Origin of the sequence: Serratia sp. CY52157, from assembly GCF_052168495.1 — a bacterium.
Lineage (GTDB): Bacteria > Pseudomonadota > Gammaproteobacteria > Enterobacterales > Enterobacteriaceae > Serratia > Serratia ureilytica.
In genome coordinates this window covers 1,160,126-1,174,520 of sequence record NZ_JBJNMO010000001.1, presented here as the reverse complement: position 1 = coordinate 1,174,520, position 14,395 = coordinate 1,160,126, and the positions used below count along the sequence as shown (strand labels likewise).

Genomic DNA, 14,395 nt, shown 5'->3' with positions numbered 1-14,395 from the left:
AGTACGCCATATCCTTTTTGTGACTGTCGAACGTTATTGTTCCATATCCAGCAGCAACGGCACTTCGCTGCGCTGCGCCATGCGGTTGCGGTAGGCTTCCACGTTGTCCGGCAGGGCAACCCCGGCGACGATCGACAATGAGCGCAGCAGCGGGAACAGATGAATATCGTCCTCAGAAAGCTCGCCGTTCACGGCGTCGGCGGAGACGATCAGCGGTGACAGCGTTTGCAGGTCGGCCTCCAGTTCGGCGATCAGATCGGCGCTGTTGGCGAGATGCTCGGCGAAATCACCGATTGACGCCTGCTTTTTATCGATAAAGTAACGGCGGGCGCTGTCGGTGGCAAATTCTTCGAAATCGGCATGCGCAATACGCGGCAACAGCAATTTGGCCGCATAACTGTCGACCCGGCGCAACCACTCGGCGATGGCCGGGTTGGTGCGGCCGGTCAGCACCGGTTTGCCGTCCAAGCCATCGACATAGCGCACGATATCCAGGCTTTCCGGCATTGCTTCGCCGTCGTCTTTGATCAGGATCGGCACCATTTTTTTGCCAATCAGATTGAACGGGGTCGTCTCATCGTCGTTGAGCAACGTGACCAGGCGAATCGGCAGATGTTTCAGGCCGAAAATCATGCGGGCTTTAACGCAGAATGGGCAATGATCGTAAATGAACAGTTTCATGCTTGCTCCGGGTTGTCAGGTTTTAACAGCAATAGTTACCACAGCTTATCGAGGCTGTCTTGAAACGCGTGTGTTGGATGGTGCGTTATTGCGATATTGCCCGCGCAACAGGCGCGGGCGAGGAGTGCTATTTCTTGACCGGTACCGAGTTGAGCACATCGATCAGGTGAATGCGGGCTTGTTCCAAATCGATCTGATCGCGTTCGTTTGCGGCGGTGACGACCTGCAGCTGTTTGATAATATCGTTTTTCAGGCCGGCGTCGCTGGCGAGGATATGCGCCAGCGCCTTTTCCACCAGGGTGGAGCGCGCATAAATCATGCGCAAGTTCAGTATCATATGTTCGAGTAGTTGCGGTAATTTGGCTTCTTCGCTCATGCCGACGGGCTCCTGTGGGTGTTTTTACTAACAGGATAGCAGCTGTTGCCGATTCGGCCGGATTTCTATGGTGTTAGCCGCCGCGCAGTATCACCGACGCGTTGCGCCGCGGGCTGAATTGCCAGTACAGCGCCAGCAGCGTGGCGAAGCCGACGGCGCCGAGCAGCAGCCAGGGCAGCTCCGGCATGTTCATCATCCGCCCGGTATCGTACATCCAACCGCCGCCGGTATATCCCAACGCACCGCCCAACGCCAGCCCGAGGCGGCTGAAGCCCATGTAGCTGCCGCGCGCCCGCGGATCGGCCAGCGACGCGCTGAGCGTTTCGCGCGCCGGCTCGGCGATGATCGAACCCAGATAGAAACAGCAGATCAGCGTGAACACGCCTTGCAGGCTGCTGGCAAGGCCGATCGGCAGCAGGCTGAGCGTCATCAGCAGCAGGCCCGCCATCAGGCGTTGTTCAAGCCGAAAATGTTTTTCACCCCAACGCGCCAGCGGATAGAGCAGCGACAGCGACAGCGCCGCTTCGATCGCGTACATCCATTTCACCGCCGCCGGTGAGCCGGCAATTTCATTGACCACGATCGGCAGCATCAGCATCACCTGTACCGCCAGCATATAGTAGCCGGTCAGCGTCAGGACATAGGTGAGGAAGCGGCGATCGCGCACGACCCGCAACATGCCTTCTTTCATCGGTACGCGCACGGTGGAGATGCGATAAGCCGGCAGTAACCAGGCGTTCCAGCCTGCGGCCAGCACGAAGATCGCCGCCCCGACCCAGCAGACAAAGTGGAAATCGTATTGCAGCAGCCAACTGCCGATCAGCGCGCCGACTACCGCGCCGGCGCTGTCCTGCATCATCAACAGCGAGAAAAAGCGGCCGCGTTCGTGCGGACGGGTCAGTTTGATCACCAAAGCGGTGCGCGGCGGATCGAACAGCGTGCCGCCGAGGGCCGACAGCGCGCAGGAGAACCACAGGATCCACGGCGCATCGGCCATCGCCATGGTGGCGAAACCGGCGGCGCGCAGCAGCATGCCGGTGACGATCATCGGCTTGGCGCCAAAGCGATCGGCGACCGCGCCGCCAAAGATGCCGAGCCCTTGTTGCAGCAACTGACGCAAACCCAGCGCGATGCCGACGATCAGCGCGGCCCATCCCAGCTGATCGACGAAGCGGATCGAAATAAGCGGGAACACGACAAAGAAGCCTAAAACCACCAGCAGGTTGTCGAGCAACAGAAAATATTTACCCAAGCTGCGCGCTTGCGACACCAGAGACATGCATCACCATGAGCAATTAAGAGAGAGGGGGAAGGCAACCCCACCATTCTCTACCCAATTGGCGGACGGCGACAGGGGCGGAGTAGATAATATTTTTTTATCGTCAAGGTGTTACCTGAACTGCAAAATTGGCGGAAAAACGCCGTAAAACGCGTATTCGGCGATTTACTGAGCGGCCGGTATTTTACCTCGGGGGCGGCCTACGGTTATATTGAATGCAAGGGAGCGCGGTTCTGAGGCGCTATTGGCAACATAAAGTCATGGCCTCAGATCGGCGTCGGATAATTATCCACGACGCTTCCTAATAAATACTTCTTATCGAACCGTTTTGACCGCGGGGGAAATGATGTTCGGCTACCGCTCTGCATCGCCAAAAGTACGTCTTACTACCGACCGGATGGTGGTCCGTTTAGTGCATGAACGGGACGCCTATCGTCTGGCGGACTATTATGCCGAGAACCGGACCTTTCTCAAACCCTGGGAGCCGGTGCGCGATGAAAGCCATTGTTATCCGTCCGGCTGGCAGGCGCGCCTGGGGATGATCGCTGAAATGCAAAAGCAGGGCAGCGCCTACTATTTTATCCTGCTCGATCCGGAAGAGCAGGAAGTCCGCGGCGTGGCGAACTTCAGCAACGTGTTGCGCGGTTCGTTTCACGCCTGCTTCCTCGGTTATTCGCTGGGGGAGAAATGGCAGGGGCAGGGGTTGATGTTCGAAGCCTTGCAGTCCGCCATCCGCTATATGCTGCGCCAACAGCGCATGCACCGCATCATGGCCAACTATATGCCGCATAACCAGCGCAGCGGCGCATTGCTGACGCGTCTGGGATTCGAACGCGAAGGTTACGCCAAAGATTACCTGCTGATCGACGGCAAGTGGCAAGACCACGTTTTGACGGCATACACCAATAAAGAGTGGCTACCCCCACGTTGAGGCCAAACGATGAAATATGAATTGAACGCCAAAGAGGCCCGGGTCATCGGCTGCCTGTTGGAAAAACAGGTGACGACGCCGGACCAATACCCGCTTTCGCTTAACGCCATTACCCTGGCCTGTAACCAAAAGACCAACCGCGAGCCGGTGATGGATCTGAGCGAAAGCGAGGTGCAGCAACTCCTCGATCTCTTGCTGCGCAAACATTTCCTGCGCACCCTCAGCGGGTTCGGCAATCGGGTCGTGAAATACGAGCAGCGGTTTTGCAATTCCGAGTTTGGCCAGCTGAAGCTCTCTCCCGCCGAACTGGCGGTGATCGCCACCTTACTGCTGCGCGGCGCGCAAACGCCGGGCGAGCTGCGCACGCGCACCAACCGAATGCACGAGTTCAGCGATGTCAGCGAGGTCGAACAGGTGCTGCAGCAGTTGACCACGCGCGAAGACGGCCCGTTCGTGGTGCGCCTGGCGCGCGAGCCGGGCAAGCGCGAAAGCCGCTTCATGCATCTGTTCAGCGGGCCAATCGATGAGGCGCCGCCGGCGCTCGAGTCGGAGATCGACGGTGAATTGAGCGCCAGGGTCAGCGCGTTGGAAAACGACGTGGCGGAGCTGAAACGGCAGGTGCAGCAACTGTTGGCGAGGGAAACGCATGACTAAATTGCGCGTGGGCGTGGTGGGGCTGGGCAGCATCGCGCAGAAGGCCTACCTGCCGATCCTCAGTCAGGCGGCGGACTGGACGCTGGTGGGCGGCTTCTCGCCTAATCAACAGAAAGCGCAGCCGCTGTGCGACAGCTACCGCATGGCCTGTTTCCCTCGGCTGGACAGCTTGGCCGAACAGTGCGATGCGGTCTTTGTCCACAGCAGCACCGCCAGCCATTTTTCGGTCATTGGCGAGCTGCTTAACCGTGGCGTACATGTTTACGTCGATAAACCGCTGGCGGAAACGCTGGAGCAGGGCGAGCAGTTGCTTGAGCTGGCCGAGCGGCGGGGCAAAACGCTGATGGTGGGGTTCAACCGCCGTTTCGCGCCGCTTTACCGCCAACTCAAGCAGCAAATGAATCAGCCCGCTTCCATTCGCATGGATAAACATCGGGCGGACAGCGTCGGCCCTCACGATCTGCGCTTTACCCTGCTGGATGACTATCTGCACGTGGTGGACACCGCCCTGTGGCTGGCGGGCGGAGGCGAGCAACTGCTGAGCGGCAGCGTGCGCGCCAACGCTGCAGGCGAAATGCTGTACGCCGAGCACCACTTCGCCTGTGGCGATACGCTGGTGACGACCAGTATGCATCGCCGCGGCGGCAGCCAGCGCGAAAGCCTGCAGGCGGTGACCGACGGCGCGCGGTATCAGTTGACCGATATGCGCCATTGGCTGCGCGAAGATGCGCAGGGCGAGTTGGAACAGCCGGTGCCGGGTTGGCAAAGCACGCTGGTGCAACGCGGTTTCGACGGGGCGGTGCGGCATTTCCTCTGCGCCGTCGCCAATCAGAGCGCGCCGGAAACCGGCGGCGAGCAGGCGCTGGTTGCGCAGCGGGTGGTCGAGCGTTTGTTACGCGATAACTCTATGTAACATATGGCGGTAGCTATTCTTTTCCGGATGCGTAAACTGAGCCGATTGTTTCACTGACGCCTGCTGTTGCAGGCGTTGATATTTACGGTACCTATCAGACAACCACATGAACCTACTCAAATCCTTGGCTGCCGTCAGCTCGATGACGATGTTTTCGCGGGTGTTGGGCTTTGCCCGCGATGCGATCGTCGCGCGCGTGTTCGGGGCCGGCATGGCAACGGACGCCTTCTTCGTGGCGTTCAAACTTCCTAACCTGCTGCGTCGTATCTTTGCCGAAGGCGCATTTTCGCAGGCTTTCGTGCCGATCCTGGCGGAATATAAGAGCCAGCAGGGCGAGGAAGCGACGCGCACCTTTATCGCCTATGTCTCCGGGCTGTTGACGTTGGTGCTGGCGGTGGTGACGGTGCTGGGGATGCTGGCCGCGCCCTGGGTGATCTATATCACTGCGCCGGGCTTTACCGATACGCCCGACAAGTTTGCGCTGACGTCGGCGCTGCTGCGCATTACCTTCCCCTATATTCTATTGATTTCGCTGGCCTCGCTGGTGGGGGCGATCCTCAATACCTGGAACCGTTTCTCGATCCCGGCCTTTGCGCCAACGCTGCTTAACGTCAGCATGATCGGCTTCGCGCTGTTCGCCGCGCCGTATTTCCACCCGCCGGTGCTGGCGCTGGCGTGGGCGGTGGTGGTCGGCGGCGTGCTGCAACTGGGCTATCAGCTGCCGCACCTGCGCAAGATCGGCATGCTGGTGCTGCCGCGCATCAAATTGGGCGACGCCGGGGTCTGGCGGGTGATGCGCCAGATGGGGCCGGCGATCCTTGGGGTGTCGGTCAGCCAAATCTCGCTGATCATCAACACGATCTTCGCATCGTTCCTGGTGTCCGGCTCGGTGTCCTGGATGTACTATGCCGACCGCCTGATGGAGTTTCCTTCCGGCGTGCTGGGCGTGGCATTGGGCACCATCCTGCTGCCGTCGCTGGCCAAAAGCTTCTCGAGCGGCAACCACGACGAGTATTCGCGCCTGATGGATTGGGGGCTGCGCCTGTGCTTTCTGCTGGCGCTGCCGAGCGCCATCGCGCTGGGTATTTTGGCCAAACCGTTGACCGTCTCGCTGTTCCAGTACGGTAAGTTCAGCGCCTTTGACGCGGCGATGACGCAACGCGCGCTGGTGGCTTACTCGGTGGGGCTGATGGGGCTGATCGTGGTTAAGGTGCTGGCGCCGGGCTTTTATTCGCGTCAGGACATCAAAACGCCGGTCAAGATCGCCATCATTACGCTGATCATGACGCAGGTGATGAACCTGGCGTTTATCGGTCCGCTGAAGCATGCCGGCCTGGCGCTGTCGATCGGTTTGGCGGCCTGCCTGAACGCCGCGCTGCTGTATTGGCAGCTGCGCAAGCAGAAAATCTTCCAGCCACAGCCGGGTTGGGCGCTGTTCCTCACTAAGCTGGTGATTGCCGTACTGGTGATGTCGGCCGTGCTGATTGGCTTGATGTGGCTGATGCCGGCCTGGGATCAGGGCAACATGCTGGAGCGTTTGCTGCGCTTGGCGGCGGTGGTGGTGGCCGGTGTGGTAGCCTACTTCGGCGTGCTGGCCGGGTTGGGTTTCCGCCCGCGTGATTTCGCGCGCCGGGTCGTCTGAGCCGAGTGAAAGCGTAAAAAAAAAAGGTCGCCACGGCGACCTTTTTGCTTTTCCGCGCGGCGCGGTTTACATGCGCTCGACGGTTTCGATGCCCAGCGTATCCAGGCCGGTTTTCAGCGTTTTGGCGGTCAGCAGCGCCAGCTTCAGGCGGCTCTGACGGGCTTCTTCGCTGTCGGCGTTGAGGATCTGGCAGTGCTCGTAGAAGCCGGAGAACAAGCCGGCCAGATCGTACAGGTAGCTGCACATGACGTGCGGCGTGCCTTCACGCGCGACGGCGGTGAGCACCTCTTCGAACTGCAGCAGGCGAGTGGCCAGCGCAATTTCACGCTCTTCGGTCAGGATCAGCGGCAGCGTCAGGCTGCTTTCGTCGATCCCGGCGCGTTTGAATACCGATGCCACACGGGTATAGGCGTATTGCATGTAAGGCGCGGTATTGCCTTCGAAGGCCAGCATGTTATCCCAGTCGAAAACATAGTCGGTGGTGCGGCTTTTCGACAGATCGGCGTATTTCACCGCGCCGATACCGACCACGCGAGCGATGGTCTTCATTTCGTCTTCCGGCATGTCCGGGTTTTTGCCGGCGATCAACTGCTCGGCGCGTTCGATGGCTTCATCCAGCAGGTCGGAGAGCTTCACGGTGCCGCCTGAGCGGGTTTTGAACGGCTTGCCGTCTTTGCCCAGCATCATGCCGAACATGTGATGTTCCAGCGAGACGGACTCCGGCACATAACCGGCTTTGCGCACGATGGTCCAGGCCTGCATCAGGTGCTGATGCTGGCGGGAATCGATGTAATACAGCACGCGATTGGCGCCCAGGGTCTCGTAGCGATACTTGGCGCAGGCGATATCGGTGGTGGTATAGAGGTAGCCGCCATCCTTTTTCTGGATGATGACGCCCATCGGGTCGCCGTCCTTGTTCTGGTATTCGTCGAGGAACACCACGGTGGCGCCTTCGCTTTCCACCGCCAGCCCTTTGGCTTTCAGATCGGCGACGATGCCCGGCAGCATCGCGTTATACAGGCTTTCGCCCATCACGTCGTCTTCGGTCAGCGTGACGTTCAGGCGGTTATAGGTCAGCTGGTTTTGCGCCATGGTGATGTCGACCAGCTTGCGCCACATTTTCAGGCAGTATTGATCGCCGCCCTGCAGCTTCACGACGTAAGCGCGTGCGCGCTCGGCGAACTCGGCGTCTTCATCGTAATGCTTCTTGGCTTCGCGGTAGAACTGCTCGAGATCGGACAAGCCCATATCGCTGGCGTTTTCATTCTGCATTTTTTCCAGGTAGGCAATCAGCATGCCGAACTGGGTGCCCCAGTCGCCGACGTGGTTGGCGCGGATCACTTTATGGCCCAGAAACTCCTGAGTACGCGCTGCGGCGTCGCCGATGATGGTGGAGCGCAGGTGGCCGACGTGCATTTCTTTCGCCACGTTCGGCGCGGAATAGTCGATAACGATGGTTTGCGGTTCAACCGGCGCAATGCCCAATTTCGGTGCGTTCAGCACCTGGTCGGCCTGGCGGGCGACCCAGTCGCTGTTCAGGAAGATATTGATAAAGCCGGGGCCGGCGATTTCCACTTTACTGGCGACGTCGCCGAGATCCAGCAGTTGCACCACTTTTTCCGCCAGCTGACGGGGCGGCATGCCCAGCTTTTTGGCGACTGACATCACGCCGTTGGCCTGGTAATCACCAAACTGCGCCTTGGCGGATGGGCGGACCTGCGCTTCGCAATCCGCTGGCGCGCCAGCGGCGATCAGCGCCTGGCTGACTTTATCTGAAAGAAGAACCTGAATATTCACCGGGTTACCTTAATGACGAACGAGGGGCCGAAACCAGCCCCCGAGGGATTCAACGGTGGTGGCCAACGGCGCGCGGGCGGCGGCGACCTCCACAAAACAGCCTGCAATTGTAACCGATCTGAGGGAGCCCGTCAGCAGTTGGCGCGACCGCAGCGATGAAACAGTTGCGGAGGCGCGCGTTATTGCCGTGGGGATAAAAGATGGACAACCGAGAGAAGATATACGGTGGAAAAAATGAGGGGCTAGCGTTTTTTATTGCGGCGACCGGAATCCAGCGTATTGGTGCTGCGAGATTTAAAATGACGGTAGATGGCGTATACGGCGATAATTATCAACACCAAGGATATCGTCAGCAATAACATAATGATCATCTCTAATTTAAATTTCCCCCAAAGTAGCCGAGTTGAGTGGGTGAATCAATTGCCCGGCATTAAATTAAGATAATCCTTAGTTTTCCATCATTTTTTGCGCGGCATTCTCTTTGTTTACAATTGGTTAAACTTCATGTTTTGTGTGACTTATATAAGTGGGTGAGGTTTGATTAAGCGAAAAAAATCAATCGATTTAGCCCGCAGGTGGCGGAGGGTTTTGTGCAAAATAACTTAAATCTTACTGTCATAAGGAAATGATATAATTGCCTGCGAAAAATCCTATTTTTTATTTAATTGCCGAATTAATAAGCTGCCATCTCAATAAGCGCTGGGTTTTTCGTCCCCCATCCAGAACCGAAAATTATGCTGTACTGCCGCTGAAAAATCTCGCCACTCTGGCGAGCGCCGTCGCCACCGTGTAAATTACGGCCTTTAACTTTGCGCTCGTTGTTTTGAGGTTTCTATGACCAATCCCTTGCAGGCCATTGCCGAGCTTGACGATCTGAGGCTCGACCTGCCGCGTTTCGAGCAGGCGTTGCAACAATTCGCCGCCAGATTGCAGCTTGACCTGTCCTCGTTTACCGCCGATCACATTTCCTTGCGCTGTCACCAGAACGCTACCGCCGAACGCTGGCGCCAGGGATTGATGCAGTGCGGGACACTGTTGTCCGAATCGATGATCAACGGGCGGCCTATCTGTCTGTTTGATTTACAGCAGCCGCTGGCCGTGGGGCCGTGGCGGATAGATTGCGTCGAGCTGCCGTATCCCGGGGAGAAACGGTATCCGCATGAAGGGTGGGAACATGTCGAGCTAGTGCTGAGCGGCGATCCGCAGACGTTGCACGCCCGCGCGCTGAGCCATCTCGCTGATGAAGCGTTGCTGGCGCCGGGGATCAAACTGAAGCAAAGCTCGCCAAAAGGCGAGGGCGAGCGGTTGCCGAACCCGACGCTGGCCATCACCGATGGAACGGTCACGATCAAGTTTCATCCTTACTCCATTCGGGACATTGTCGTCAGCGAGCAAGGCTAGTCGAACAGCGTGGCGCAGGCCCGCGCCATGCGATCGAGCGCTTCATCGAGCAGAGCCCGCCGGCAACCGAAGTTCAGTCGTACAAAGCGCCGATCGCCGAAATCCAAACCGGCGCTTAATCCAACGCCCGCGCGCTCGAAGAACTGATGCGGATTGTCCACCGGCAACGCACCGCAGTCGATCCAGGCCAAATAGGTGGCTTCAATCGGCAACAACTTCAATCCCGGCATGGCGTTGATGCGCTTTGTCACCCGATCGCGATTGGCGCGCAGATAAATCAACTGCTCGTCCAGCCAGGGTTGCCCGTATTGATAGGCCGCTTGGGCGGCGACCAGCGCCAGCAGATTGACCTCCGGCACGATGCCGCTGCGCGCGCGTTTCAGCTTTTGTCGCAGCGCCTCATTAGGGACGATCGCCATCGAGGCGCCCAGCCCGGCGAGATTAAACGCCTTTGACGGCGACATCAGCGTCACGCTGCGTTGGGCCGCGTCTTCGTTCAGGGTGGCGAAAGGAATATGCCGTGCGCCGGGTTCAAGCAGCAATTCGCAGTGGATTTCATCCGAACAGACGATTAAATCGTGCTCGCGGGCGAACTGATGGTGCCGCGACAGCTCTTCTCGACGATAAACGGTGCCACCAGGATTTTGCGGGTTGCACAGCAGCAGGAGCTTCTCATCGCCGCTGAGCTGCCCATGCAGCGCGGAAAAATCCAGCACCCAACGTTGGCCTGCTGCCGCCAGCGGTACCGAGAGGTGCTTGCGCCCGGCGAATTTGGCCGCTTTGCGAAATGGCGGATAAATGGGGCTGGGCGCGAGCGTGCTCTGATGTTCTTCGGTGAAGGCGCGCACGCACAGGTTCAGGCCGCACACCAGGCCGGGCAGGAAAAGGATCCATTCAGGCTTGATGTGCCAGCGGTAGCGCTCTACCATGCGGCGGGTAAAAACCTCAAGAAGACCGGGGGATGGGTGCGTGTAGCCGAACACGCCGTGCGCCACGCGCCGCTGCAAGGCGTCGATGACCGCCGGCGGGGAGGCGAAGTCGCTGTCGGCGACCCACAGCGGAATGATGTCGCGGTCGCGATATTTATCCCACTTAACGCTGTCACTGTGACTGCGGTCTACCCATTGATCAAAATTGAATGCCATAGTTACAACCCTGAGCCGGTTTATGCCTAAGCATGAGCCTACGTGAGAAATGAAGAAATGAACAATTGCCGCCGTATGTTGGCCGTTATCTGGGGGTGACAATGATAAAACTGGAAGTTTGTTGCTTTAGCGTCGACTGCGCGCTAACGGCCGAACGGGCGGGCGCCGATCGTATCGAGTTATGCGCCAGCCAGAGCGAGGGCGGATTGACGCCGAGTTATGGCACGCTGCGTTTGGCGCGGGAACGGGTTTCGATTCCGGTTCATCCGATCGTACGCCCTCGCGGTGGCGATTTCTGTTATGGCGCGGTGGATTTCGAGGTGATCAAGCAGGATATCCGCCAGATCCGCGAGTTGGGATTCCCCGGCGTGGTCGTCGGCATGCTGGACGAAGAAGGGCATATCGATCTGCCGCGGATGCGCGAGGTAATGACGTTGTGCGAGGGGATGGCTGTCACGTTCCATCGCGCATTCGACATGTGTCAAAACCCGATGGTGGCGCTGGAGCAACTAACCGACCTGGGCGTGGCGCGCATTCTGACTTCCGGTCAACAGCAGAGCGCCGAACTGGGCCTGCCGCTGTTGCGTGATTTGCGTCAGGCCAGCCAGGGCCCGGTGATCATGGCGGGCGCCGGCGTGCGTCTGAGCAATTTGCACAAGTTTGTCGATATTGGCCTGCATGAATTGCATAGCTCTTCCGGCCATCTGGTGCCATCGACCATGCGTTATCGCAAGGCGGGGGTCACCATGTGTTCCGATAACGAGTTTGACGAATTTAGCCATTATTGCGTGGATGGCGAAATGGTGGAGGCGATGAAAAACGCGCTGGCCTTGGTTGACCCCTTGGCGCAAAGCGCATAAACACGCAGCTAGCCGCGTTTGATAACCGGTTTCCGGGCCGTAAGACCCCTTTGCGTGTCACTGGCCTTCGGTGATCACGCAAGTACCAGGCCCCGGCGTTTTGCCGGGGCTTTTTTTATGCCTTGTTAAGACACTGCGCCCATTCCTGCACTGTTGCTCGCTCGGTCAGGCGCCATCTCTTCTCTTGCGCTCGTCATGCCCTGCTGATAAGTTTGTGAGTTAAAATCCTTTAAATATCATAATATTAAATGATTTTTTGGTATGTATTGGCGTGGTGAATGATTTGCGCTCTGCCGTTCATCACCGCGTCTGCATTTCTATACCTATTCACCGCCGGTTTTTATGGCCGGAACATCACAGCACCAATGAGGAGAGCCGTCGGCGCAGCCACAGAGCACGTCGACGGCGGACTTTACAAGGAGATAACGATAATGACCCGTACGGCACACTGTTTGACCGCTGCGCTTTTGCTGACCTTGGCCCTGACCGGCTGCCAGACCACCAAGCGGCCTGTTTCAACCTTAAGTAAGCCCCCCAGCGCAGAAGAAATTGCGGAGCAAGACAAACGGCAACGTGAGGCCGAACGCATGCAGCAGTGCCAGCGCGAGCTGGATGCCATGCGCGGCATGGATAACGAAAAATACCAAAAATTCAAACGCGAATTCGATGCTTTGATGGGCGGCGCCGCGCAGTATGCCGGGGTGCGTCAGCGGGTCAACACGGGGACGCAGGAAACCGTTGACGCCCTGTATCGTTATCGCACCAGCCGTCTGTGCGCAGACATCAGTTCTGCCATGATGACCGGTCTGGCTGAGCGTGGAGAGCGCACCCAATGACCCCGCGTGCGAGAAAGGCGTTACTGAGCCTGATGATACCGTTGGCGTTTGCGCCGGCGGTGGCCGCTGCGGATGACGATGTGCCGGCGTTATTGCAGTTTGCCGAGCGCTACCAGCGGCAGGATGCACCGGCCGCGGAGGCTGATGCCGCCGTCACGCAACCCCCGGTTCCCCAGAAGTCGGCATCCCGGCCGGTTCAAACGCGTGAGGCGACGGCGCAGAAGCAGCAGTTGGCGCAGTGGCAAAAGGCGCTGCGCGAGAAAGATGCCCGATTGGAGCAACAGCAGGCTTCCATTCAATCACTGCAGCAGGAGCTGACCGCGTTGCGCGTCGCGTCTTCCCTGGCGGCTGCCGATAAACCGGCTCCGGCGCCCGATCTGAGCGCGTTGAGCGACTTTGCCAGCGGCGTGCGACAGGCGCTGAACCTGACGCCGCAGGAGCGTAAGGCTCAGGCGCAAATCGCCGAGGCGCAAGCGGCGTTAGCGCGGCAAAAGCAGCAAACCGAGGAGCGGGATCGACGCATCGCATCGCTGGAGCAACGGTTGGCGGCGTTGCCAAAACAGTCTGATAACGCGCAGCAACAGGTTTGGCAGGAGAAACTGGCGGCGGCGCAAGCTGCCAATGATAAAGCGCGCCAGCGTTATGAACAGGACCAAAAAGCGGCCGCCGCTGAACTGGAACAGCAGAAGGCCGAAGCCGCCAAGGCGCTCGGCGTACTGCAACAACAATTGGCGCAGTTGCAAAAAGAGCAGGAAAGCCAACGCCAGCAGGGTGGGCAGCAAGAGAAAAACCTGAAGATGGCGCTCGAGCAGCAAAAGGCCGAGGCCGCCAAAACGACGGGGGAACTTCAGCAGCAGCTGGCAGCGCTGCAAAAAGAGCGTGATGACCAACGCCAGCAGGCCGAGCAGCAAGAGAAAAACCTGAAGGCGGCGCTGGAGCAACAAAAGATAGAGGCCGCCAAAGCGGCGGGTGAACTTCAGCAGCAGCTGGCGCAGCTGCAGGAAAAAAACAAGACGCAAACCGAGCAAGCTAAAGCGTTGGAACAACGTTTGGCGGTGGTAACGGCGGAAAGCGCGCAGGCTGCGCAGCAACGGGATAAAGCGGCGCAACAGGCGGATAAAACGGCGACGGAGCTGGCGGCCGCGCATCAGGCGCAGCAAGCCTTGCGTGAGGAACTGGACGGGCTGAGATCGCGGGCCAAATGGCTGCCGGATAGGCAAGCGCTGAAGAAAAAGCCGGAGCAACAGAGCTATGCCGCCGGTGTCGCTTTGGGGCGCGATATTCAAACGATGCTGGCGGAGCGTAAAAATTGGGGTATCACGCCCGACAAAACCGTGCTGCTGGCGGGCGTGATCGATACCTTCAACGGCCATTACCAGTTGAGCGATGCGCAGTTGACCAGCGCACTGGCGGAGTCGGAAAAAGCGGTGAACGACGCCAGAAACCAGGCGGCGAAGACGCAGGCCAGCAAAGGTGAGGCGTTCGTCGCCGAGTTCCAAAAGAAGAAGGGCACGCAGAAGTCGCCTTCCGGTTTCTGGTATCGCATCGATTATGCGGGTGATGAGGCCATTACGGAAAACGCGCGGGTGGATATCGTGGTGAAAGAAAGTTTAACCGACGGTCGCGTGATTCAGGATATGGATCGCAGTGGGAAGGTGATGTCCCAGCCGCTCTCCGCCTATCCGCCGTTGTTCCGCGAGGCTATCGGCCATCTGAAAAATCACGGCTCGCTGACGATGGTGGTGCCGCCGGCGTTGGCGTACGGTGAAACTGGCTATGCGCCGCAGATCCCGCCAAACGCGACGATGGTTTATGAACTGCGGATTGTCGATGTCAGTAACGGGTGAAGGCGGGCCGGCGTAGGCCGGCCCGATTAGCGT

14 protein-coding genes are annotated in these 14,395 nt (G+C 58.8%); 9 read left to right on the top strand and 5 right to left on the bottom strand.

The genetic code is table 11. The features are described from left to right. Window positions 1–33: 33 nt before the first annotated feature. From grxB to mdtH, 3 genes are all read right to left on the bottom strand, one after another. Window positions 34–681, bottom strand: a complete 648-nt coding sequence (grxB, locus tag ACJ8IP_RS05600; RefSeq protein ID WP_033650938.1) for a glutaredoxin 2 — start codon at window positions 679–681, stop codon at window positions 34–36. A gap of 127 nt (window positions 682–808) precedes the next feature. Next, window positions 809–1,057: a hypothetical protein gene (locus ACJ8IP_RS05595; protein ID WP_033643371.1), complete on the bottom strand. Its 249-nt coding sequence runs from the start codon at window positions 1,055–1,057 to the stop codon at window positions 809–811. Between the two features lie 73 nt (window positions 1,058–1,130). After that, window positions 1,131–2,336: a multidrug efflux MFS transporter MdtH gene (mdtH, locus tag ACJ8IP_RS05590; RefSeq protein WP_033643370.1), complete on the bottom strand. Its 1,206-nt coding sequence runs from the start codon at window positions 2,334–2,336 to the stop codon at window positions 1,131–1,133. A 346-nt stretch (window positions 2,337–2,682) separates the two neighbouring features. Here mdtH and rimJ point away from each other — a divergent pair, with 346 nt between their 5' ends. From rimJ to murJ, 4 genes are all read left to right on the top strand, one after another. Then, a complete protein-coding gene (rimJ, locus tag ACJ8IP_RS05585; RefSeq protein ID WP_033644290.1) occupies window positions 2,683–3,267 on the top strand; it encodes a ribosomal protein S5-alanine N-acetyltransferase in 585 nt (194 codons plus the stop codon). Window positions 3,268–3,276: 9 nt separating this feature from the next. Continuing rightward, entirely contained in the window at window positions 3,277–3,921 is a 645-nt protein-coding gene (locus ACJ8IP_RS05580; RefSeq protein ID WP_042784746.1) for a YceH family protein, read from the top strand. Continuing rightward, window positions 3,914–4,834, top strand: a complete 921-nt coding sequence (locus ACJ8IP_RS05575) for a Gfo/Idh/MocA family protein (protein WP_164106978.1) — start codon at window positions 3,914–3,916, stop codon at window positions 4,832–4,834. Before ACJ8IP_RS05580 ends, ACJ8IP_RS05575 begins: the two co-directional genes overlap by 8 nt. 106 nt (window positions 4,835–4,940) lie before the next feature. Next, window positions 4,941–6,476 carry a murein biosynthesis integral membrane protein MurJ gene (gene murJ, locus ACJ8IP_RS05570; RefSeq protein ID WP_033643367.1) on the top strand — a complete coding sequence of 512 codons (1,536 nt, stop codon included), beginning with the start codon at window positions 4,941–4,943 and terminating at the stop codon, window positions 6,474–6,476. Window positions 6,477–6,542: 66 nt separating this feature from the next. On the opposite strand, the gene argS is transcribed toward murJ, so the two are convergent. Beyond that, window positions 6,543–8,273, bottom strand: a complete 1,731-nt coding sequence (argS, locus tag ACJ8IP_RS05565; RefSeq protein WP_033643365.1) for an arginine--tRNA ligase — start codon at window positions 8,271–8,273, stop codon at window positions 6,543–6,545. A gap of 200 nt (window positions 8,274–8,473) precedes the next feature. Between argS and ACJ8IP_RS05560 the strand changes: the two genes are divergently transcribed. Both ACJ8IP_RS05560 and ACJ8IP_RS05555 read left to right on the top strand, forming a co-directional pair. Continuing rightward, complete coding sequence (locus ACJ8IP_RS05560) at window positions 8,474–8,632, top strand: hypothetical protein (RefSeq protein ID WP_154219869.1); 159 nt, start codon at window positions 8,474–8,476, stop codon at window positions 8,630–8,632. 475 nt (window positions 8,633–9,107) lie between these two features. Next, a complete protein-coding gene (locus ACJ8IP_RS05555) occupies window positions 9,108–9,674 on the top strand; it encodes a VOC family protein (protein WP_164106979.1) in 567 nt (188 codons plus the stop codon). On the opposite strand, the gene ACJ8IP_RS05550 is transcribed toward ACJ8IP_RS05555, so the two are convergent. Then, entirely contained in the window at window positions 9,671–10,819 is a 1,149-nt protein-coding gene (locus ACJ8IP_RS05550) for a MalY/PatB family protein (protein ID WP_164106980.1), read from the bottom strand. The two genes, ACJ8IP_RS05555 and ACJ8IP_RS05550, sit on opposite strands and share 4 nt — an antisense overlap. Before the next feature lie 101 nt (window positions 10,820–10,920). Between ACJ8IP_RS05550 and cutC the strand changes: the two genes are divergently transcribed. From cutC to ACJ8IP_RS05535, 3 genes are all read left to right on the top strand, one after another. After that, on the top strand, window positions 10,921–11,679 hold the full coding sequence (gene cutC / locus ACJ8IP_RS05545) for a copper homeostasis protein CutC (protein ID WP_033643362.1): 759 nt from the start codon (window positions 10,921–10,923) through the stop codon (window positions 11,677–11,679). A gap of 431 nt (window positions 11,680–12,110) precedes the next feature. Next, on the top strand, window positions 12,111–12,515 hold the full coding sequence (locus ACJ8IP_RS05540) for a hypothetical protein (protein ID WP_033643360.1): 405 nt from the start codon (window positions 12,111–12,113) through the stop codon (window positions 12,513–12,515). Further along, window positions 12,512–14,362, top strand: coding sequence for an FKBP-type peptidyl-prolyl cis-trans isomerase N-terminal domain-containing protein (locus ACJ8IP_RS05535; protein ID WP_147838033.1), 1,851 nt, complete (start codon window positions 12,512–12,514; stop codon window positions 14,360–14,362). The genes ACJ8IP_RS05540 and ACJ8IP_RS05535 overlap by 4 nt, the downstream gene beginning before the upstream one ends. Window positions 14,363–14,395 lie beyond the last annotated feature (33 nt).